The following is a 19,275-nucleotide window of genomic DNA, read 5'->3' on the forward strand; positions in this document are numbered from 1 at the left end:
GCAACCGTTCTGTGCTATGAATGATTCATGCCAGTCAATGATTCTCTCGCCGGACATATCGCCCTGGTGACGGGTGCCACAGGCTCCATCGGAGCCGAGGTCGCCCGGACCTTCGCCGCACGTGGTGCCCGCGTGGCGGTCCACGGCCGCAGCCAGCGCACACTCGACGAACTCACCGAGCAGATCCGGCATGCCGGCGGCACAGGCACTGCCTATGCCGGTGACGTGCGCGACGAGGAGCATCTCGGTACGGTCGTCGCCGACGTGGCGAAGAAATGGGGACCGATCGGCATCCTCGTCACCCTCGCCGGGGGCGACGGCGCTCCTGAACCGACGGCATCCCTCGACCCCGGGCGCTGGCGGGACGTGATCGAGATCGACCTGACCTCGGTGTTCCTCACCGTTCACGCCGTTCTCCCCGGGATGCTCGAACACGGGGAGGGGCGAATCGTGACGGTGGCCTCCACCGCCGGCCGACGCCCCTCGCAGGCCAACGCTGCCTACGGCGCTGCGAAAGCCGGCGTGATCATGCTCACCGAGCACATCGCGAAGGAATACGCCTCGTCCGGCATTCGTGCGAACTGCGTCGCCCCGTCGATTGTCGAGACCGCGACTCTTCGTACCCGCGTACCGGCACCGCAACTCGAAGCGATAGCCGCCCACGTGCCGCTCGGACGGATCGGCCGGCCCTCGGATGTCGCCGATGCGATCGTCTTTTTCGCCTCGGACCGCTCGTCGTGGGTCACCGGGACGGTTCTCGACGTCACTGGAGGAATGTCGCTGTGACCACCGCATCCGCCACTTCGAGGCCCAGCCAGGCCGGCCCACCGCTGCCACTCGTCGCGATCGCGACCGTCGCCCTGTTCGTGGCCTCCCTCGTGCTCCCCACACTCCTGGCCGGAGGTGACACCTACCCTTCGCCCTACTCCGACGGGGCCACGATCGTCGACTACTTCCGAGCGAATCCCCACCCGGTGCTGCTCACCGCAGTCCTGCAGTTCGCCGCGTCCCTCCCGTTGGCGATCTACTCCGCCACCGTCTCGGTGCAGCTCGGCCGCCTCGGCATCAGGGCACCCGGGGCGGCCATCGGACTCGTCGGAGGCGTGCTCGCCTCGGCATCGATGGCGCTCTCCGCGCTGCTCACCTGGAGCCTCAGCCGACCGGAGATCCTGGATCACACCGAGTTGATCCGACTCCTGGACGACCTCGCCTTCATCACCGGCGGCCCCGGGTTCATCGTGCCCGCTGGTCTGCTCGTCGCAGGCATCGCCGTTCCCGGACTGCTGGCCAGGCTCCTTCCCCGCTGGCATGCCTGGGCCGGCCTCGTCATCGCCGCCCTCGCGATGATCGCAACCCTCACCGTGGCGTTCCCGGGCCTCTCCCTCCTGCTCCCCATCGTGCGATTTCCGTTGCTGACGTGGATCGTCCTCGCCGCATTCCTCCTCCCCGCCCATCCACGCAGCACCGAGGCCAAGGACCTGCCGTGACCGACCTGATGCTGGAGAAACTTCTCCGATTCCAACACCCCGAGCGCGTACTCCCCTTCGCCCGCGACCTCGACGCGCACATCCTGGCAGCGATCTTTCGAACCGATGAGGCCAATTACCGGTCAACCCTCGACTTCCTCGATCGGCAACGGGAACTGGCCGCGAAGCGACTCGCCGACACCCCGGACGTCCGCTCACACCTCGACCGTTTGCCCTTCCGACCGGGCGATCACCTGGTGGCTATCGGCGACAGCATGACCGCCGACCGGCTGTCATGGTTCGAACTGCTCCGAACGCTCCTCAAAAACGAACGGCCCGATCTGGGCCTGCGCCTCGACAACCTCGCCGTCTCCGGTGCGACCAGTACCCAAGTGCTCGCCAGCCTTCCTGCGATCCGCAGACAATCGGCCGACTGGATGTTCTGCATGCTCGGCAACAACGACTCCCAACAACTCGACACCGCAGGCGGCAAGCTTCTCGTCAGTCGATCCGAGACGCTGCGCAACCTCACCTTGCTTCGCGCCCGCGCGCTGCCCGCCGACACGTCCCGCTGGGTATGGCTGACACCCACCCCGGTGGACGAAGCACGCGTAGCCACCTTCCCCTTCTTCCGTAGCGCCGGCATCACCTGGACGAACGCCGACATCGCAGAACTGTCCGCGACACTCCTCGCCGACGACGATCCGGTCATCGACAGCGCACCGGCCGTCACCAGCGCGGGCGCGGACGCCTTCACCGACGACGGCCTTCACCTGGGCATCACGACCCACGAAGCGCTGGCAGCCCACGTCCTTGCGGAACTCGCCGAAGGGACACGCCGATGAGACTCCTCCTCCTCGGCGCGACGGGGGGAACCGGGGCGGCCCTGCTCCGGCAAGCGGTTGCCGCTGGACACGAGGTGACGGTGATCGCGCGTGATCCCGGCCGGATTCAGGTGGACAGCCCCTCCCGCGTCACCCTCGTCGCCGGCGACGTGCTCGAGCCCGGCCCGTGGCGGGAATCTGCGGCCGCACACGACACCCTGCTCTCCTGCCTGGGCAGCACCGACAGAAAGCACCCCACCACGATCTACTCCCGGGGCACCCTCAACGCCCTCGCTGCCATGGGATCACGTCCGGACCGCCGACTGATCTGCATCTCTTCGGCAGGCCTCGATGTGGCGCCGGACACGCCACTGGCCCAGAAGATCGTCACCAGGCTCGTCATCCAGCGGATGTACCGGCACGGCTACGACGACATGCGGCACATGGAGGCAGCACTGCACGACCAGGACATCCGCTGGACCATCGTGCGGCCACCCATGCTCAACGACAGGCCGCCGACCGGCACCTACCGCACCGCGGTCAACGACCACCTGCCGAAGCCACGAACCGTCCCACGCGCCGACCTCGCCGGCTACATGCTCACCGCCATCGACGACCCCGCCACGTGGAAAGCCGTCGTCGAGATTTCCTGCTGAACACCACCGGCCGGCCAGGGGTGCTCCCGCACCCTCACCGGCGAGGACCCCGGCTCCGCTGATCTTGCACCGGAAGCAACGTGACCGGACCGACCGGTCTGGCGGGCGCTGCCCATCTGGTGCTTGCTCAGGGAGTGGCGCACCTCGATCCGGAGCCGGTTGTGTTCCCGCGATGCTCGATGGCTGGCCCCGGCAGCAACGAGCACGCTTCCCAAACCACGAGTCGACGGTCAAGCCGCGTCCGTCGCCGGAAGGGCCCGCTGCGGCACGGACCAGAGGAGGTTTCCGGCAGTGCGCCTCCTGCCGGGTCACATGGTCGCGGTTTCAAAGCTGCCCCGGCGCAGCCGGTGACTCGGCGCTCCGCTCACCGCGGGACCGACCGCTGGCACGATCCGCCGCATCACCAGCCGGTGCCCCTATCTCGGGGCCCTGGCCGCAGGTTGGCGCGCGGGTACGTCCGTGAAGGTCCGCCGACACTGCCCGGACCCGGTCCCGTGCATCGGCCTGTGCCATCAGCGAGGTGAACACGCATGCGCCGACTGGGGTCGAGGGCGCAGCGGGGGCCCACGGCGCAAGTGCATGCCGCGATGTGGCTGCGCAACGAACCCCCGCACTTGTGTACAAGTACGCACGTCTTGTCCGCCAGTTCACTAGTACGTGTGGAGGCACCCCACGGTTACTGAACGTGAACTCGCAATATCAGCCGCGGGGTGCCGGGGAGTGCCGGTCGGCTCTGGTGGGTCGGGTACCACTCGTAGGGCATGTCGCCTCAGCCCGGCTGGCCTTGGGAGCCGGCCTCGAGGGCCGCGCGGAGGGTGGCGAGGGTTGAGGAGATGCGGGTCAGCTCGTCAGGGGGAATCGCCCCGGTCAGTGAGCTGAGTTCGCCTTCGACAATGGGGCGGGATGCCGCCAGCTGCTTCTCACCCTCGGGCGTGAGGCGCAGGACGGACGAGCGGCGGTCCTGGGGGTGTGCGACCCGCACGCACCAGCCCGCGGCCACCAGCCGGTCGACCGCCTTGCTGACGGCCCCCACGGTGATCGCGAGTTCGCCGACGATGTCGAGCACGCGGCACCCCGGCACCCGATCGATGATCTCCAGGAACTCGAACTGCCCGAGTCCCAGCCCCTGTTCGGCGCGCAGCCGTGCGCTCACCGCGTTGTAGAGCCGAGTCTCGACGCGCACGAGGTCGGTGAAGATCAGGGTGACGTGGCTCACAGCAGCCTCCAGTAGATTCCTGGGAATCATCTTCCGTGGAATCCGGTTGGCTCAGGTGGATGGATTCCCAGGAATCCATCCTCCCATCCCGACCCATGGAGGCCCCACATGTCACGACAGCAGCGCGACGCCCTGGACACCATGCTCCGATCCGCCCCCCGCAGCGAGACCCCGCCCACCCTCGAGGAGCAGCGCAGCGGTTTCACCGCAGCTGTCAGCCGCCCCGTACCGGAGGGTGTGGTCACCCGCAGGACAGTCCTGGGCGGTCGGCCGGCCCTGGAGCTGGAGGCGGCCGAAGACCACGGCCGCGGCCGGCTGCTCTACCTGCACGGCGGCGGCTACGTCATCGGCTCACCGGACACCCACGCGGGGCTGGTAGGTGAACTGGCCCGCCGCGCCGGTCTGCGAGCGACATCGGTGGACTACCGGCTGGCACCCGAGCACCCTTTCCCCGCGGCCGTCGGCGATGGACTCGCCGCCTACCGCGAGCTGCTGGCGGCGGGTACCGACCCACGGGACGTGGTCGTGGCCGGCGACTCCGCCGGCGCCGGCCTGAGCATCGCCACGCTGCTCGCGGCCCGGGAGGACGGGCTGGCGCAACCGGCCGCCGTGGTCCTCTTCTCCCCCTGGGTCGACCTCACCCTTGCTGGGGGAAGCATGCGTTCCAAGAACGACGCCGACCCCATTTTCACCGAGGCCGATCTGCGCGCGTACGTCGATCTCTACGTCCGCGCGGGCGACCGGGCGCATCCGCTGGCCAGCCCGCTGTTCGCCGACCTCACCGGACTGCCCCCACTCCTCGTGCAGGTCGGGGCCAACGAGGTGCTGCTCGACGACGCGGTCCGGCTGGCCGGCCGCGCCGCCGCGGACGACGTCGAGGTCACACTCGAAGTCGGCCCCGACCTGCCCCACGTCTTCCAGCACCACTACGGCCGCCTCGACGAGGCGGACGTCGCCCTCGACCGCGCCGCCCGCTTCCTCACCACCCACCTGAGCCCCAACCGCCTCGAAACCGCTCGCTGAAGCCCACCATCGCCCTCCATGGCCGCGCTCCGTTGGAGGCGCACCTCGCGGCCTTCCGCAACCGCCGGCTGCACGCCGGCCCGTATGCGTTCGTCCGGGTCGACGCCCTCACCCAGAAGGTCCGCGAAGAGGACCGGATCATCAACGTCCACGCCGTGGTGCGCGTCAGCGTGAACGCCGACGGGCACCGCGAGATCCTCGGCATCGACGTGGCCACCGCCGAGGACGGCGCCGGCTGGCTGCGCTCGCTGACCGCCCGTGGTCTGGGCGGCGTCCAGCTTGTCGTCTCCGACGCCTACACCGGACTCGTGGCCGCCATCGGAGCCGTCCTGCCCGGTGCCTCCTGGCAGAGGTGCCGCACCCACTACGCGAGGAATCTGCTGTCGCATGTCCCGAAATCTGCCCAGCCCTGGGTGGCCACACTGCTGGGGGCTGTCTTCGAGCTTCCCGACACCGAGGCGGTCAACGCCCAGATGCGCCTGCGCCGATGAGGGACCGCGACAAGGACATCGAGAATCTTGCTCTGCGGCACCAACTGCTGCTCAGCAACGCCAGGAGGTCGGCAAGCCCGCTTCACCGACACCGGCCGCACCATCCTCGCCAGTGCTCCCCCACCTCCCGATGGACAAGCTGCGCCAGATCCCACCCGTCTGCTGCGTTCTTTGCCCTTCCCCCGGGAGCCAGATCGCTCAAGGCCTGTTATTAAACGCTGATACAACGGGTTCGCGGTGCGAATGCCGAAAGCTCATCCGCCGGCCTCGGCTCCCCTCGATCGCTGAGGACCTCACTCACGAGAGAGACCGACCGGGCACCCTGTCAAAATGCGGTCAAGTAGCGCGTAGGACTCGGATCGAGGTGACGGAAGGTGGCGCCGCGTCCACGCCGACTCGAGCCACACCCGGGGGCACGATGTAGGACGCCTCGACCACGACTCGGGGGCTGCACTTGTCGCCACATCTCGCCGTTGGCAGGAATACACAACCCACGCAAGCGTTCGGCCGCACCAAGCACGCACGGGGAGTCGTCAACTGCCGGAGTGTCGACGGGCACCGCGACCGCGTCGAGGTCCACCGGTGGAAGTGCTCGTCGCCGACGCCGGGGATCACCGACACTGTTACCGCGGATGCCGATAATCCATCCGTTCAGATCACGGTCGCGACCGCCGGTCCCACGGCAGGTCCGACCGTCGCCCCTGGCACCGCCAGCAGTCGCCGTCACTCCGTAACCGGGTCGTCGTCCTCATCGGGGCCCGCTACGACCAGCGTGCCAAGCGTGTAGCCCGGCCGATCATCCAAGTACTCATCTTCCGGCCAGAGTTCGACCGCCCTGGCGGCGGCGGCCCGGATCGCGGCTCCGTCGAGTTCCGCGCGCTGCTCGGGCGCTCCGGCATCCGGCCAGACGCTCACGAGGGTTACCGGGCCGTCCGGGGGCAGCGGCGAAACCCAGAACTCCGACTGCCAGGACAACTCGTTCCCGAAGCCGCCGCCTTCGAGCAGCCAGATGCCCTCCGGGCCGGCCGGCTCCACCGGTGACCGGCCGATCCCCTCCCCGGTCGCCGCACGCCGCCCATCGGCGTACTGGATCCCCAGCCGCAGCCCGGTGTTCCCCTCTGCCGACCGGAACGGATCCGGCCGCAGGTCCCACAACGGCCACCCCTGCCGGACGCCACCGCCCGGCAACTCCCGCCGTACCGCCCGCATCATGAAGGCAAACCCGTTCGGGTACGCCCGCAGCGCACCCACCCACACCGCCGCCGCCTCAGTCCTGACCACCAGCGCATCCCCGGGCACGGACGCAGGCAACACGTGGTCACGCTGATGCCACGGGCGGCGGCGCTCCCGCCGGGGCTCAGGCGCGGGCGGCGGCGTCGCGAAGGCTTCGAAGAAGGTCACGACTTCAACAGTGGCAGACCCCGCCGACCTCCCCGCCTGAAATCCGCCATGCCATTTCAGCCCGTCACCCGGCAGGCGAAATATGATCAGCTGGTCGACGACCAGCCACGCCCAGGGGCAAGCTCACTGAACCCACCCATCCCCCTTCGGCTCCGGTGCCACACGCCATCCAGCAGCAGCACCCACTCCTCCACATCCGCTCCAGCCCCTCACTCACCCACCAACATCGACCTCACCGACCCATGCCCACTACCCGAGTCGATCAGACCGCCTCAGGTAGGTGTCGCCGACCCGCTGCCCGTCGACGACGTGATCGCCGTCGGCAGCCCGGGCATGCAGGCCAAGCACCCCGGTGACCTCGGCCTGGACCCCACCCACATGTGGGCGGAGGGCGGCGGCGGCCTCGACCACGTCGTCCGCGACGGCGGCCGCTTCATGGGCCTGGGCGGCGGCGGGAACATTCCGACGGACCCGGCGTTCGGCGGCAACATCATGGCGTCGGACGCGCACGACCACAGTGCGTACTGGAACATGGACAACGGCAAGCCGTCGGTCAGCCTGAAGAACCAGGCCGAGGTCGTCGTCGGCCGGTACGACAACATTAAACTGACACACCAGTCGCCCTACGGAGCACCGAGGTAGTGGGGAAAATGAACGACGCGTCGGTCCGTCTCGGTTACCAACCGCGGTTGCTTTCCGCCCGGGACGTGAAAGTCCAGGTCTCCGAACTGTCCAGCGCCGTGCTCGACATGGTGCAGGTCAAGGGAAGGGTGTCCGAAGGCGGCCCCATGGAACTGCCCTGGGACCAGGGCGAGGATCCCGACGCATTCCACAACGTCACGCACCTGTGGTCGCTGCGCGGCGTGGACGAGTCGGCGTTGGAAGGGGGAATGGCCGCACTCGCCCAACGGCTGCCGGAGAACGGCTGGCACGTGGTGCGCAACGGTCCCGACTCCAGCCGGAACCGCAACCAGGAGATCCTTGCCACCCACCTGGCGACACACATCCAGCTCGAAGCGACCTTCGAGCCGAACACGGACCTCGGGGACCCGCGGATCTCCTTCTCCCTCTACTCCCGCTTCTTCGTCTCCGCAAAGGAGCCCGGGCAGTGACGCGGCTCGCCGCGGCCTGGCGGGGTGCGGCCGTCGTGGGCGTCCTCGCCCTGGCCGCGGGCTGCGGGGGCGACGGCACGCCCGAGCGCGACGCGGTGACCGTCAGGAGCGAGGTCATGACCCAGTCCGCCGTCGTCATGGACACGGCCCACGTCACCGGCCGGCAGGTGGGCGCCTTCCCGCCGCGGAGCGCCCCGACCGACATGTCGTGCGACGACGACAACGACGACAGCCCCGACCGCGTGCTGTCCCAGATGTGGACAGTGCACTCGAAGGACAACACCGCGCCCTGGGCAAGGGCATGGCCAACCTGGCCGCGAGCCTGCCCGGGCAAGGATGGAAGATCGTCAGGAACGGCCCGGACTCCAGCATGAGCAAGAACCAGGAGATCCTGGCCACCCACCTGGCGACGAAGATCCAGATGGACGTGACCTGGGAGAAGAACCTCCAGTACGGCGACCCCCTGATCCAGTTCGACGTCTACTCGCCCTGCTTCCGCAGCAAGTAGCCCTGCCGGAAGCCACGTCGGCGTCCTCGTGCGGCTGCGCGCCCTGGCCGACGAGGTGGCTGATCGCTTCGGCCGGCGACTCGCCGACCTGTTGGACTGCCGTGCCTGCCACCAAGCGGGCCGCCACGCCGAGGGCGGTGGCGTTCGCCCTTGGATCGTGTCCCGCTCGGAAACACGATTCTTGGCGTGACCTGCGAGCTCTTCCTCCCGGGCAGAGTCCGTACAGCATCTGGGACGATGCCTCGATGGTGCTGTCGATTGTCACCGCGCTGGCCAGGAACCTGGTCGTGGTGCCCGTTGCTGTGTGTGCTGCGCAGCCGCGTGGCCAAGGACGCGGAGGTGTTGGCGCTCCGGCACGAGAACGCGGTGCTGCGCCGTCAGATCGCGCGGGTCCACTACGAGCCAGCCGACCGGATCCGGCTGGCCGCCCTCTCACGATTGGTCCACCGCGGGCGATGGCGCGAGGTCTTCGCGGTCACACCGACCACGCTGCTGCGCTGGCACCGGGAGCTCGTCAAACACAAATGGACGTTCGCCCAGCACCGTCGTCGCCCGGGTCGCCCCTGTCCCTGCCGAGAACCTCATCCATGCAGCTCATCGCCACTTTCAGCCATCACCCGGTGAGCACCTAGCGCGATCCACTTGAACGTGTTCAACGGACGGTCGGCCCAACGTGAACACATTCAAAGAGGGCCGTCCTCTACCAGCGCTGCAGACCGCCGAAATGCCTGCTGACCTGTGTGGATGGCATTTTCGGCACCCACAGGGTCCGGGTGAATCCGCCGCGTAACCCGTGACGGCGGGCAGGCGGGTGTTGGGCCTGGCGGATGCGGGGGCGGTGGAGCCACTGGAGTGGGGTGCTGCCTGTCTGTTCGCGGAATCGGCGGATGAGGGTCCGGGTGCTGGCTCCGGCGTGGGCGGCGATGTCGGCGAGGGCGAGGCCGCGGCTGAGGTCTTCCTGGAGCCAGCGAACGCGAGGGCGGAGGACCGCGTTCTTATGGCATCCGTAGCGGTGTTCACTATCCCATCGCACTGAGTTCATCTGTACGTGCTGATCTACCCCTGCCAGCCGACAGTCGGCGGCAGGGGAGGAACTAACCATGCACGGCAGCGGAACGGGCACCAGGGTTGCCCTGATCGGCAGGATCCTGGCCACCGCCACACTGGTCGCCGGCGCGTTGATGGTCGCGCCCGCAGCGAAGGCACACGCTGCGTCGCCGGCAGACACCGACGGTGTGCCCGTTGCCGGGGGCCCCAGCGGCGACGCGACGCAGGCCGTCGCCGACGCCCTCGGCGACACCCACACCGCGGGCGTCTACCTCGACCGCGCCTCCCGGCGGATGGCGGTTGCCGTCACCGACAAGGCAAGCGCGGCGGCGGTACGGGCCGCGGGCGCCGAGACCCGCCTCGTCACGTACGACACCGCCTACCTCTCCTCGATCCAGACGATGCTTGACGACACCTTCACCACCCCCGGCACCTCCTGGGGCATCGACGTCCTGGCCAACAAAGTCGCCGTGACCGCCGACTCCACTGTCAGCGACGCCGATTACACAGCCCTCCAGGAAGCCATCGCGCCCTACGGCGACGCGGCCACCATCGCCCGCGAGGCCGGCACGATCGGATCCACGGCCGCCACCACGATGGCCGGCGGTTGGTACGTCGACACCCCGCACGGGTACTGCACCTGGGGCTTCAGCGTGCGGGTGAAGAACCAGCCGAACATCCAGGGCTTCCTCACCGCGGGACACTGCACCGTGGAAGCCCGCGACGCCGGTTACACCTACTGGCAGAACGCGAACGACCAATACCTCGGCTACACCGCCGGAGGCGCCTTCCCCGGCCACGACTTCGGCTGGGTGCGCAAGGACACCACCACCGTCACCTTCAACGGCGGAGTGGCCCTGAACACCTCCGGCGGCATCCAGGACATCAACGCCTCGCGCGACAGCAAGCTCTACGAGACCGCGTGCTCCTTCGGCGCCACCAGCCACTTCGGATGCGGCCTGGTCGGAGCGAAGAACCAGACGGTGAACTTCCCCCTCGGCCAGGTCAAAGGCCTCGACGTACTCGCAATGGACCGCGATTACGGCGACAGCGGCGGCCCGCTGTTCGTCGGCAAGGACGCCCTCGGCATCCTGTCGGGCTCCAACACCGATGGCCTTGCTTACTACCAGCCGGTCAAGGCAGCCCTCGCCTGGTACGGGCTGGAAGTCTACTAGGACGTCGTCTCATGCGGGCTTCTGGATCTTGAGGTGGGGTTGTCGTCGGGTTGTCGGAGGGTGGGGGCTGAATGCCGCGCACGGCCTCCACCTCGCCTGCCTCTCGGCTGGTTGCACCAGCCGCACGCGGGTGCCGAGTTCGGCTCCCTCCAACTGGACCCGGGCGTGAAGAGGCAGTCGCCGCAGGAACTTTCATCCTCTCCTGGAAGCACTGGATCTCCAGGCGGATGCCGCAGCCGGGTGCTCCACGGGTCAGTTGCCGACGGAGACTACGTGGCCGGCCTGAGCGGGGTCGGTGGCGGCGTCCAGCATCGCGGTGGCGAAGTCGGCCCGGGTGATCTGGAAGCCGCCCAGGACGTTGCGGTCGATGCCGCAACGGTAGCCGCCTTTGCTCCGGCCGTCAGTGAGTCGCCCGGCTCTGACGATCGTCCAGGGCACGCCGGAGGCGCGGACGACCTGTTCCGCCTGCCGCATGTCCTCGATCATGTGCCGCAACAGGGGGGCCAGAACGATGGGCTTGACGAGGAAACGGGTCAACGGATCGTCGCCGGCACCCGGAGCCATGGCGCTGTTGCTCGCGAGGACGAACCGCGGCCGGGAACCGGCGGATCGGATCGCCGCGGTGAGGACTCCTGCGGCATCGGTGCACACGCGGGTGGGGTGTTTCAGGTCACGGGTGCCGATCGCACTGATGACGGCGTCCCGCCCGCTGACGGCCGCCGTCACGTCCGCCCGGTCCACAGCGTCCACCGGGTCCGTCTCGACGACGGCGATCCGGTCCCTCAGGCCGGCGGGCAGCCTGGTCGCGTCGCGCACGACGGCGGTCACCTCGTGGCCGGCGTCGACGGCCTGGAGGACGATCTGGCGGCCGGTTCCACCGGTCGCGCCGAAGACGGTGAGCTTCAAGGAATGCCCCCCAAGGGGTGAGTAAGTATTCACTCACCCTAGAATGGGTAAGCACTCACTCACCTGTCAAGGGGGATCATGAACGCGCGAGAGCGGATCCTGGACGCGGCTGCAGCCGTCATGCGGGAGAACGGCGTCGCCCACGCCACGACCAAGCAGATCGCACGCGCGGCGGGTTACTCCGAGGCTCTGCTGTACAAGCACTTCCGCGACAAGGAGGAGATCCTCCTGCATGTCCTGCAGGAGCGGATGCCGGCGTTCCCTGCCGGAGCCGTCCCGGGAGAGGGAACCGTGGAGGCCAACCTGGTCGCGGTGACCCACGCTGCGCTGCGCTTCTACCTCAGCGGGTTCCCGATGATGGCGTCCATGGTCGCCCAGCCCACGCTGATGGCGGCGGCCCGGGAAAACCTGACGGCGTACGGCGCAGGCCCACAGCGCCCGGTCCACATGCTGGCCGATTACCTCCGAGGCGAGCAGAAGCTGGGCCGCGTCCCGGCCGACAGCACCCCCGACGCCGCAGCAGCGCTCCTGATGGGAGCCTGCTTCCAACAGGCCTTCCTGCGCTACTTCGCCGGCGGCCCCGACTTCCCGGAAACCGCTGCCGCCGAGCTCGTGGCCGGCCTGATCCGCACGCTGGCGCCCTGACGATCACCGAAGCCGGCGGCCGCTCCCGCCGTACTGGTCGCGGGCGGGGCGCATGATCAGGGCGCGGATCGAGCGGTGACCCTTCCTTACGGATCCCGTACACCAGGGAGCAACGGGGTCCGCCCGCGGTGACGGTGGCACCGCGGGCCCGGCTCCTCAGACGGTACGTCCGGTCCACTGGTCGTACGAGGTGTTGGTGGTCGTCTCGCCGTCGTCGCCGCGCACCTGGCCGTCGTTGATGACCAGGTAGAAGAACTTCGCCGGGTCGATGTCGACCCAACCCGTCCAGATCTCGCCGCTGCCCCAGCCGAAGGACTGGGCGGCGGGCGCCGAGGTGCCCGTCGGGCAGGACGAGGCGAAAACGGCGTTGCCGACGTCATGGCTGTTGTCCACCTGCAGGCACTGCTGGGTGGCTCGGTTTCGCAGGGCGCCGTTGGTCAGGGGGTCCCATTGCTGGTATTTGTCTCCCGAGACGCATGCCGAGTAGTAGACGTCCGCGTGCGGATTGTGCAGGACGCCGCTGGTGATGCACTTTCCACCGTTGGTCCCGTACGTGTTCTCGAACGTCCAGTAGACAGGCGTGGCCTGGGCCGGCGTGGGTACGAGCACGGCGGCGCCCGCAACCAGGGCAGTGGCCGCGGCCGCGGTGCCGGCACTCTTCCTGAGTAGTTCGAGTCTCATAGTACGGACGATACCCAATCCCCGAGGGTGGTAGTGGGGCAACGGACCTGGATCCGGTTCAGGTGGTGAGGAGCTGGGGGCAGTCCATGTCCGCGATCCGGCGCTATATGAAGCTTCCCCGTGGACCTGGACACCTGGAGACTGGGACGTGAGGTTCCAGAGGAAGGAGAGCCAGGTGAGCAACAAGCAGGGCAAGAGGTACTCGGAGGAGTTCAAGCGGGATGCCGTGGCGTTGGCCCGCTCCTCCAGCAAGACGGTCACCGAGGTGGCCCGGGACTTGGGGGTTAGCCCGGAGGGTTTGCGGGCTTGGGTCAAGCAGGACCAAGTCGACCGCGGTGAAGGCAGTCCGGGCGAGCTGACCAGCGCCGAGCACGAGGAGTTGCGTCTCCTGCGCCGGCAGAACCTCGAACAGCAGAGGACCATCGAGGTCCTGAAAAAAGCGACGGCCTTCTTCGCACGGGAGAGCGACCGGTGAGCGAGGTCTACCGGTTCATCGCGGCGGAGAAGGCCTCCTATCCGGTCTCCTTGCTGTGCCGCATCCTCGGCGTGCCCCGCTCCTCCTCCTACGCCTGGGCCGGAGGCGAACAAGCCCGTGCGCGCCTGCGGGCCGACGATGCGCTCGCGCACGAGATCACCGTGGTCCACCTGAAGTTCCCCCAGTGAGTTGGACAGCCTGATACTGGGACGGTTCGTCCCGGAGGAAGCAGTCCAAGTTGAGTGGCAAGAGCAACATGAGCAAGCGGTACACGGCCGAGTTCAAGCGGGACGCGGTCGCGCTCGTCCGGTCGTCGCCGCATCGGAACGTCACCGAGATCGCCCGGGAACTGGGAGTGAGCCCCGAGGGGTTGCGTGGCTGGGTCAAGCAGGCGAAAATCGACCAGGGCGAGGGGCCGGCGGGCGCCCTGACCAGCGAGGAACGTGAGGAGCTGCGGCGCCTGCGCCGCGAGCTGGCTGAGGCCAAGAAGGCGAACGACATCCTGGTAAAAGCCGCGGCCTTCTTCGCGAAGGAGATCGTGAAGTAGGCGCTGTGTGCCGCTTCATCGATGCGGAGAAGGCCACCGAGGAGAACCCCGATGGCTACAGCGTCGCCCGGCTGTGCCGAGTGCTGAGCTTCCACCGCTCCACCTACTACGCCTGGCTCGCTTCACGGCCCGCAGCCGCCGAACGGCAGTGCGCCGAAGACGGGTTGACCGACCGGATCCGTGAGATCCACGCCACCTCGCGAGGTGCCTACGGCGCCCCGCGCGTCCATGCGGAGCTGCGGCGGGGCGGCCTCGCGATCAACAGGAAAAGGGTCGAGCGGATCATGCGCGAGCGCGACATTCGCGGTGTCACCCGCCGCAGGCGCCGCTACCTGACGCAGCAGGACACCGAGGCAGCCCCTGCCCCGGACCTGGTCGGCCGCGACTTCACCGCATACGAGCCAGGCCGGAAGCTGGTGGGCGACATCACGTATCTCCCCACGGTCGAGGGCTGGTGGTACCTGGCCACGGTCATCGACCTGGCGACCCGTGAGGTGATCGGGTATGCGATGGCCGACCACCACCGCGCCGAACTGGTCACCGACGCCCTGCGCATGGCTGCCGGCCGCGGCGGCCTGCAGCCCGGCTGCATCATGCACACCGACCGCGGCAGCGAGTACACCAGTGGCGAATTTCGCACCGTGATAAGGGAGTTGAATCTGAGGCAGAGTATGGGACGAACCGGCATATGCTATGATAATGCTGCAGCCGAGAGTTTCTCCGGACTGCTCAAAGCGGAGATCGGCACCACCGTCTGGGAAAGCCGTGAGGCGGCCCGAGCCGACGTCTTCTGCTTCATCGAAGTCGAGTACAACCGCACCAGGCTCCGCAAGCACCCCGAGTTCGGGTACCTCACCCCACTCGAAACCCGAGCTAGATTGCGGCACGACCTCACCCCCGCAGCGTAAGCATCCGCTGTCCAAGATCAGGGGGGAACTTCAACCTGGCCTCCAGGGGCGCCTACGGCGTTCCGCGCGTCCACGCCGAGCTGCGGCGGCTGGGCCACGGCGTGAACCGCAAGCGTGTCGAGCGGCTGATGCGCGAACGAGGCATCGCCGGGATCACCCGCCGTCACCGTCGGTCGCTGACCCGCCCGGACAAGCAGGCGCGGCCCGCACCAGACCTGATCGGCCGTGACTTCACCGCGGCCCGGCCCGGAACCCGCCTGGTCGGCGACATCACCTACCTGCCTACCGGGCAGGGCTGGCTCTACCTGGCCTGCTGGCTGGACCTGGCCACCCGCGAGGTCGTCGGCTGGTCGATGGCCGACCACCACCGCGCTGACCTGGTCGTCGACGCCCTGCACATGGCCCACGGACGCGGCCGCCTGGAGCCCGGTTGCATTGCGCACAGTGACCGCGGCAGCGAATACACCTCAACCCGATTCCGCAGCGAGATAGCCAGGTCGGGCATGAGAGCGAGCACCGGACGCACCGGCTCGTGCTACGACAACGCTGCCGCCGAGAGCTTCTGGGCAGTCCTGAAGGCCGAGATCGGTACCCGGACCGGGCCACCGCCCGCGCCGCGGTGTTCTCCTACATCGAGACCTTCTACAACCGCCGCCGGCTACGCAAGCACCCCGACTGGGGCTACCTGACCCCAAACGAGACCCGACAACGACACACCCTCGCCGCGTAAGAACGAGTGTCCGAGATCACGGGGGAACTTCATCTTCCCCATGCTCTCCATGATGGACATCCTCCCGGGGCAGAACCCCTGATCTCGGATGTCCGCCAACGCGGATCAAGCCCAACCCATATCGACCCGGACGGCCGGCCGGTGCGGATCACGCGGTGACATTGGACCGCTGCACCCGCAAGACCACCGGGCCGCCGCGACCTACCGCCCCGCCGCCCCGCCGCCCCGCCGCCCCGCCGCCGTGGGAACGCTGCCATGAACTCGGTGGCCGATTTGTCAAGGCCGTTGACTTAAACCTGCCACCCTCCTATGGTTCACCGTCGAAGCGCTTCGATGCGCATCGTCGAAGCGCTTCGACGATGCGATCTCGCCATCCTTCCGACCCAGGTGGAGGTCCCTTCAATGTTGAAGGCGCGCAGCCCGATAGCCCTGACCGCCCTTGCCCTGACGGGCACCCTGCTCCTCACCTCCTGCGGGAGCTCGGGCGGCGGATCGCAGGGCGACGGCAAGACACTCAAGCTGTGGCACTACGAGGGGCCCGACAGTGCCATGGGTATCGCCTGGAACCAGGCGATAGCCGAGTTCAAGAAGACGCACCCCGGTGTCAAGGTGGAGTTCGAGGCGAAGGGCTTCGAACAGATACAGAAGACCGCCTCGATGGTCCTCAACTCCAACGACGCCCCGGACGTCATGGAGTACAACAAGGGCAACGCGACCGCCGGCCTGCTGGCCAAGCAGGGCCTGTTGACCGACCTGACCCCGCAGGTCACCAAGTACGGCTGGGACAAGCTGCTCAGCCCGAGCGTGAAGACCACGAGCCAGTACAACGCCCAGGGCGTGATGGGGTCCGGCAATTGGTACGGCGTCCCCAACTTCGGCGAGTACACGATGGTGTACTACAACAAGGACCTCTTCGAGAAGAACGGCGTCAAGGTCCCCACCACGCCGGACGAGTTCAACGCCGCGCTGGCCGCGTTCAAGGCCAAGGGCATCACGCCGCTGGCGAACGCCGGAGCGGAGTACCCCGCCCAGCAGTACCTCTACCAGCTGGCCCTGACCAAGGCCGACCGCAAGTGGGTCGACGCCTTCGAGCTGTACAAGGGCAAGGCCGACTTCCACGACCCGGCCTGGACGTACGCGGCCGACACCTTCGCCGACTGGGTCTCCAAGGGCTACATCGCCAAGACCTCCAGCAGCACCAAGGCCGAGGACGCGGGCGTCTCCTTCATCAACGGCAAGGCCCCGATCTTCTTCTCGGGGAGCTGGTGGTACGGGCGCTTCAAGACGGAGAACAAGTTCAACTGGGGCTCCTTCCTGTGGCCCGGAGCAACGATGTCCCCCGGCTCGGGCGGCAACCTCTGGGTCGTACCGAAGAACGCCAAGAACAAACAGCTGGCCTACGACTTCATCGACATCACGATGAAGAAGGAGATCCAGAACACGCTGGGGAACAACGGCGGCGTCCCGGTGGCGGCCGACCCCTCGGCGATCACCGACCCGGCGTCCAAGCAGCTGATCGAGAACTTCAACCAGCTCTCCGCCGCGGACGGCCTCGCCTTCTACCCCGACTGGCCGGTCCCGGGCTTCTACGACGTGATGGTCTCGGCCGTGCAGAAGCTGATCACCGGCAGCGCCAAGCCCGACGAGGTCCTCGACCAGCTCCAGAAGGCCTATGACGCGGGTGTTCCCACGTCATGAGTTACGGCTCGCAGCGCGGGCAGGCACCGATCCGCCGGCGCCACCCGCGCAACACGTACGCGCTGTACCTCGTCCCGGGCGCCCTCGCCTTCCTGGCGGTCATCGCGCTGCCGTTCGCGATGAACATCTGGTACAGCTTCACCGACTGGCAGGGGGTCGGCTCGCCGAAGTGGACCGGCCTGGACAACTACCGGCAGCTGTTCGAGGATTCGCAGTTCTGGGAGTCCTTCCGGCACAGCCTCGCCATGGTCCTGGCCATGTCGGTGATCCCCACCACCGTCGGGCTGGTGGTCGCGGCCGCGCTGTTCGACTTCGTCGGCAAGCACTTCGGGTCCAAGCTGGCCAGCGTGCTGCGGGCGTGCTTCTACCTCCCGCAGGTGCTGCCGATCACGGTGGCCGGAATCGTCTGGAGCTGGATCCTCGCCCCCGAGGGCGGCTCGCTCAACGCGGCCCTGAAGGCGGTCGGCCTGGGCTCGCTGCGGCAGGACTGGCTCGGTGATCCGAACTTCGCGCTCTACAGCGTGATGGCCGTGATGGTCTGGGTCCAACTGGGCTTCCCGGTCGTGATCTTCATGTCGGGTCTGCAGCGGGTCGATCCGGCCCTCCACGAAGCCGCTGAGCTTGACGGAACCTCGTGGTGGCAGCGGTTCTGGCATGTGACGCTGCCACAACTGCGCCCGGAGATCTACGTGGTGATGTTGTGGTGCACCATCGCGGCGCTCAAGGTCTTCGGCGCGGTGTACGTCCTGACCAAGGGCGGGCCCGCCGATTCCACCAACGTGCCCTCCTACTTCTCGTTCGCCACGTTCTTCGAGAAGACCCAGGTCGGCTACGGATCCGCCATCGCGACCGTGATGACGCTGATCATCCTGGCGCTGGCCGTCGTCGGTCTGCGCTTCCAGGCCAAGGCGGAGGACGAACGATGACCACCGTGAAGCGCTTCCCGGCGCTGGCAGCGATCGTCGTCGGGGCCGTGCTCATGGTGCTGCCGCTGCTGATCGTGCTGAACAACGCGCTGAAGTCGCCCGGCGACTACTCCACCCACGGCCCGCTCGCGCTGCCGCACGGGATCTACCTGGACGGCCTGAAGGACTTCTGGAACCGGGTGGACTTCGGGCGGATGCTCCTCAACTCCACCGTGATCTCCGGTTCGGTGGCGGTGCTGGGCGTCGTGCTGTCGGTCCTCAACGCGTACGCCATCGGCATCGGCAGGGTCAAGGGCCGCACCTGGATCCTGGCCTTCTTCGTCCTGGCCAACGTGCTGCCACAGGAAGCCCTGGTCTATCCGCTGTACTATCTGAGCAAGCAGGCTGGCCTGTACGACACCCGGCTCAGCCTGGTGATCGTCTTCACCGTCATCCAATCGGCGTTCGGCACTTACCTGCTCTCCTCGGTCCTGGGCGCGTTCCCCAAGGAGATCATCGAGGCCGCCCGGATCGACGGCGCCAACAGCTGGCAGGTGCTCTACCGGATCGTGGTGCCGGTCAGCCGCTCCACCCTCGGTGTCCTGCTGGTCTTCTTCTTCATCTGGACGTGGAACGAGTTCCTGCTGCCCCTGGTGCTGCTGCCGTCGAACGACAACCAGACGGTGTCGCTCGCGCTCGGCGTCCTGCAGGGCCAGCGGCTGATGGACGCGACGATGACCAACGCCGCCGGCCTGCTCGGCGCACTGCCGGCGGTGGTCTTCTTCCTGCTCTTCCAGCGCACGTTGACCCGCGGCATCGCCGTGGGCTCGGTCAAGTGACGCGTTCGCGCACCCGGCCGCC

23 protein-coding genes and 2 pseudogenes are annotated in these 19,275 nt (G+C 68.0%); 20 read left to right on the forward strand and 5 right to left on the reverse strand.

What is annotated here, in order from left to right:
* Positions 1–27 precede the first annotated feature (27 nt).
* The 4 genes from OG702_RS06720 to OG702_RS06735 are packed head-to-tail and all read left to right on the forward strand — an operon-like array spanning position 28 to position 2,946.
* Complete coding sequence (locus OG702_RS06720; protein WP_327287945.1) at positions 28–786, forward strand: SDR family NAD(P)-dependent oxidoreductase; 759 nt, start codon at positions 28–30, stop codon at positions 784–786.
* Positions 783–1,487, forward strand: a complete 705-nt coding sequence (locus OG702_RS06725) for a hypothetical protein (protein ID WP_327287946.1) — start codon at positions 783–785, stop codon at positions 1,485–1,487. The genes OG702_RS06720 and OG702_RS06725 overlap by 4 nt, the downstream gene beginning before the upstream one ends.
* A complete protein-coding gene (locus OG702_RS06730) occupies positions 1,484–2,311 on the forward strand; it encodes an SGNH/GDSL hydrolase family protein (protein WP_327287947.1) in 828 nt (275 codons plus the stop codon). Before OG702_RS06725 ends, OG702_RS06730 begins: the two co-directional genes overlap by 4 nt.
* Positions 2,308–2,946, forward strand: coding sequence for an NAD(P)-dependent oxidoreductase (locus OG702_RS06735; RefSeq protein ID WP_327287948.1), 639 nt, complete (start codon positions 2,308–2,310; stop codon positions 2,944–2,946). The genes OG702_RS06730 and OG702_RS06735 overlap by 4 nt, the downstream gene beginning before the upstream one ends.
* Before the next feature lie 769 nt (positions 2,947–3,715).
* Here OG702_RS06735 and OG702_RS06740 read toward each other — a convergent pair.
* Positions 3,716–4,162, reverse strand: coding sequence for a MarR family winged helix-turn-helix transcriptional regulator (locus OG702_RS06740; RefSeq protein ID WP_327287949.1), 447 nt, complete (start codon positions 4,160–4,162; stop codon positions 3,716–3,718).
* 108 nt (positions 4,163–4,270) lie between these two features.
* Between OG702_RS06740 and OG702_RS06745 the strand changes: the two genes are divergently transcribed.
* Together OG702_RS06745 and OG702_RS06750 are read left to right on the forward strand one after the other, a co-directional pair.
* Positions 4,271–5,185: an alpha/beta hydrolase gene (locus tag OG702_RS06745; protein WP_327287950.1), complete on the forward strand. Its 915-nt coding sequence runs from the start codon at positions 4,271–4,273 to the stop codon at positions 5,183–5,185.
* A gap of 47 nt (positions 5,186–5,232) precedes the next feature.
* Positions 5,233–5,658: pseudogene (locus tag OG702_RS06750) on the forward strand (transposase); the annotation flags it as partial.
* Positions 5,659–6,399: 741 nt separating this feature from the next.
* Here OG702_RS06750 and OG702_RS06755 read toward each other — a convergent pair.
* Positions 6,400–7,077, reverse strand: a complete 678-nt coding sequence (locus OG702_RS06755) for a hypothetical protein (RefSeq protein WP_327287951.1) — start codon at positions 7,075–7,077, stop codon at positions 6,400–6,402.
* A 48-nt stretch (positions 7,078–7,125) separates the two neighbouring features.
* Between OG702_RS06755 and OG702_RS06760 the strand changes: the two genes are divergently transcribed.
* The 4 genes from OG702_RS06760 to OG702_RS06775 are packed head-to-tail and all read left to right on the forward strand — an operon-like array spanning position 7,126 to position 8,697.
* On the forward strand, positions 7,126–7,719 hold the full coding sequence (locus OG702_RS06760) for an alpha/beta hydrolase (protein ID WP_327287952.1): 594 nt from the start codon (positions 7,126–7,128) through the stop codon (positions 7,717–7,719).
* Positions 7,720–7,727: 8 nt separating this feature from the next.
* Positions 7,728–8,189 carry a hypothetical protein gene (locus OG702_RS06765; RefSeq protein WP_327287953.1) on the forward strand — a complete coding sequence of 154 codons (462 nt, stop codon included), beginning with the start codon at positions 7,728–7,730 and terminating at the stop codon, positions 8,187–8,189.
* Positions 8,186–8,563, forward strand: a complete 378-nt coding sequence (locus OG702_RS06770) for a hypothetical protein (protein ID WP_327287954.1) — start codon at positions 8,186–8,188, stop codon at positions 8,561–8,563. The genes OG702_RS06765 and OG702_RS06770 overlap by 4 nt, the downstream gene beginning before the upstream one ends.
* Positions 8,560–8,697: a hypothetical protein gene (locus tag OG702_RS06775; RefSeq protein ID WP_327287955.1), complete on the forward strand. Its 138-nt coding sequence runs from the start codon at positions 8,560–8,562 to the stop codon at positions 8,695–8,697. Before OG702_RS06770 ends, OG702_RS06775 begins: the two co-directional genes overlap by 4 nt.
* An 811-nt stretch (positions 8,698–9,508) precedes the next feature.
* Here the strand turns inward: OG702_RS06775 and OG702_RS06780 are convergent.
* Positions 9,509–9,676 (reverse strand): annotated as a pseudogene (locus OG702_RS06780) (AraC family transcriptional regulator); the annotation flags it as partial.
* A gap of 121 nt (positions 9,677–9,797) precedes the next feature.
* Between OG702_RS06780 and OG702_RS06785 the strand changes: the two are divergent.
* The gene (locus OG702_RS06785) at positions 9,798–10,919 is read left to right on the forward strand and encodes a S1 family peptidase (RefSeq protein ID WP_327287956.1); all 1,122 of its coding nucleotides are present in this window, start codon (positions 9,798–9,800) and stop codon (positions 10,917–10,919) included.
* Positions 10,920–11,171: 252 nt separating this feature from the next.
* Here the strand turns inward: OG702_RS06785 and OG702_RS06790 are convergent, their stop codons facing one another.
* Positions 11,172–11,825, reverse strand: coding sequence for an NAD(P)-dependent oxidoreductase (locus OG702_RS06790; RefSeq protein WP_327287957.1), 654 nt, complete (start codon positions 11,823–11,825; stop codon positions 11,172–11,174).
* A gap of 78 nt (positions 11,826–11,903) precedes the next feature.
* Here OG702_RS06790 and OG702_RS06795 point away from each other — a divergent pair, with 78 nt between their 5' ends.
* Positions 11,904–12,470 carry a TetR/AcrR family transcriptional regulator gene (locus tag OG702_RS06795; protein WP_327287958.1) on the forward strand — a complete coding sequence of 189 codons (567 nt, stop codon included), beginning with the start codon at positions 11,904–11,906 and terminating at the stop codon, positions 12,468–12,470.
* A 156-nt stretch (positions 12,471–12,626) separates the two neighbouring features.
* Here the strand turns inward: OG702_RS06795 and OG702_RS06800 are convergent, their stop codons facing one another.
* On the reverse strand, positions 12,627–13,151 hold the full coding sequence (locus OG702_RS06800) for a ricin-type beta-trefoil lectin domain protein (RefSeq protein ID WP_327287959.1): 525 nt from the start codon (positions 13,149–13,151) through the stop codon (positions 12,627–12,629).
* Between the two features lie 175 nt (positions 13,152–13,326).
* Here OG702_RS06800 and OG702_RS06805 point away from each other — a divergent pair, with 175 nt between their 5' ends.
* The 8 genes from OG702_RS06805 to OG702_RS06840 all read left to right on the forward strand — a co-directional run bounded on the left by OG702_RS06805 (position 13,327) and on the right by OG702_RS06840 (position 19,253).
* The gene (locus tag OG702_RS06805; RefSeq protein ID WP_327287960.1) at positions 13,327–13,626 is read left to right on the forward strand and encodes a transposase; all 300 of its coding nucleotides are present in this window, start codon (positions 13,327–13,329) and stop codon (positions 13,624–13,626) included.
* Positions 13,623–13,814 (forward strand): hypothetical protein, encoded by a 192-nt coding sequence (locus OG702_RS06810; protein WP_327287961.1) that lies wholly within the window; start codon positions 13,623–13,625, stop codon positions 13,812–13,814. The genes OG702_RS06805 and OG702_RS06810 overlap by 4 nt, the downstream gene beginning before the upstream one ends.
* Before the next feature lie 50 nt (positions 13,815–13,864).
* Positions 13,865–14,173, forward strand: coding sequence for a transposase (locus OG702_RS06815; protein WP_327286743.1), 309 nt, complete (start codon positions 13,865–13,867; stop codon positions 14,171–14,173).
* A gap of 5 nt (positions 14,174–14,178) precedes the next feature.
* Positions 14,179–15,081, forward strand: coding sequence for an IS3 family transposase (locus OG702_RS06820; RefSeq protein WP_327287962.1), 903 nt, complete (start codon positions 14,179–14,181; stop codon positions 15,079–15,081).
* Positions 15,082–15,116: 35 nt separating this feature from the next.
* The gene (locus OG702_RS06825) at positions 15,117–15,770 is read left to right on the forward strand and encodes an IS3 family transposase (RefSeq protein ID WP_327293110.1); all 654 of its coding nucleotides are present in this window, start codon (positions 15,117–15,119) and stop codon (positions 15,768–15,770) included.
* Positions 15,771–16,213: 443 nt separating this feature from the next.
* Positions 16,214–17,509: an ABC transporter substrate-binding protein gene (locus tag OG702_RS06830; protein ID WP_327287963.1), complete on the forward strand. Its 1,296-nt coding sequence runs from the start codon at positions 16,214–16,216 to the stop codon at positions 17,507–17,509.
* On the forward strand, positions 17,506–18,435 hold the full coding sequence (locus tag OG702_RS06835; RefSeq protein WP_327287964.1) for a carbohydrate ABC transporter permease: 930 nt from the start codon (positions 17,506–17,508) through the stop codon (positions 18,433–18,435). The genes OG702_RS06830 and OG702_RS06835 overlap by 4 nt, the downstream gene beginning before the upstream one ends.
* Positions 18,432–19,253 (forward strand): carbohydrate ABC transporter permease, encoded by an 822-nt coding sequence (locus tag OG702_RS06840; protein ID WP_327287965.1) that lies wholly within the window; start codon positions 18,432–18,434, stop codon positions 19,251–19,253. Before OG702_RS06835 ends, OG702_RS06840 begins: the two co-directional genes overlap by 4 nt.
* Positions 19,254–19,275 lie beyond the last annotated feature (22 nt).

This window comes from Streptomyces sp. NBC_01198 (assembly GCF_036010485.1).
Classification (GTDB): Bacteria; Actinomycetota; Actinomycetes; order Streptomycetales; family Streptomycetaceae; genus Actinacidiphila.

Excerpts from the sequence above, each read along its gene's own strand:
- OG702_RS06720 (WP_327287945.1), top strand. The coding sequence starts at position 28 with ATGCCAGTCAATGATTCTCTCGCCGGACATATCGCCCTGGTGACGGGT.
- OG702_RS06735 (WP_327287948.1), top strand. The coding sequence starts at position 2,308 with ATGAGACTCCTCCTCCTCGGCGCGACGGGGGGAACCGGGGCGGCCCTG.
- OG702_RS06745 (WP_327287950.1), top strand. The coding sequence starts at position 4,271 with ATGTCACGACAGCAGCGCGACGCCCTGGACACCATGCTCCGATCCGCC.
- OG702_RS06760 (WP_327287952.1), top strand. The coding sequence starts at position 7,126 with ATGCCATTTCAGCCCGTCACCCGGCAGGCGAAATATGATCAGCTGGTC.
- OG702_RS06765 (WP_327287953.1), top strand. The coding sequence starts at position 7,728 with ATGAACGACGCGTCGGTCCGTCTCGGTTACCAACCGCGGTTGCTTTCC.
- OG702_RS06775 (WP_327287955.1), top strand. The coding sequence starts at position 8,560 with ATGAGCAAGAACCAGGAGATCCTGGCCACCCACCTGGCGACGAAGATC.
- OG702_RS06785 (WP_327287956.1), top strand. The coding sequence starts at position 9,798 with ATGCACGGCAGCGGAACGGGCACCAGGGTTGCCCTGATCGGCAGGATC.
- OG702_RS06795 (WP_327287958.1), top strand. The coding sequence starts at position 11,904 with ATGAACGCGCGAGAGCGGATCCTGGACGCGGCTGCAGCCGTCATGCGG.
- OG702_RS06800 (WP_327287959.1), bottom strand. The coding sequence starts at position 13,151 with ATGAGACTCGAACTACTCAGGAAGAGTGCCGGCACCGCGGCCGCGGCC.
- OG702_RS06830 (WP_327287963.1), top strand. The coding sequence starts at position 16,214 with ATGTTGAAGGCGCGCAGCCCGATAGCCCTGACCGCCCTTGCCCTGACG.
- OG702_RS06835 (WP_327287964.1), top strand. The coding sequence starts at position 17,506 with ATGAGTTACGGCTCGCAGCGCGGGCAGGCACCGATCCGCCGGCGCCAC.
- OG702_RS06840 (WP_327287965.1), top strand. The coding sequence starts at position 18,432 with ATGACCACCGTGAAGCGCTTCCCGGCGCTGGCAGCGATCGTCGTCGGG.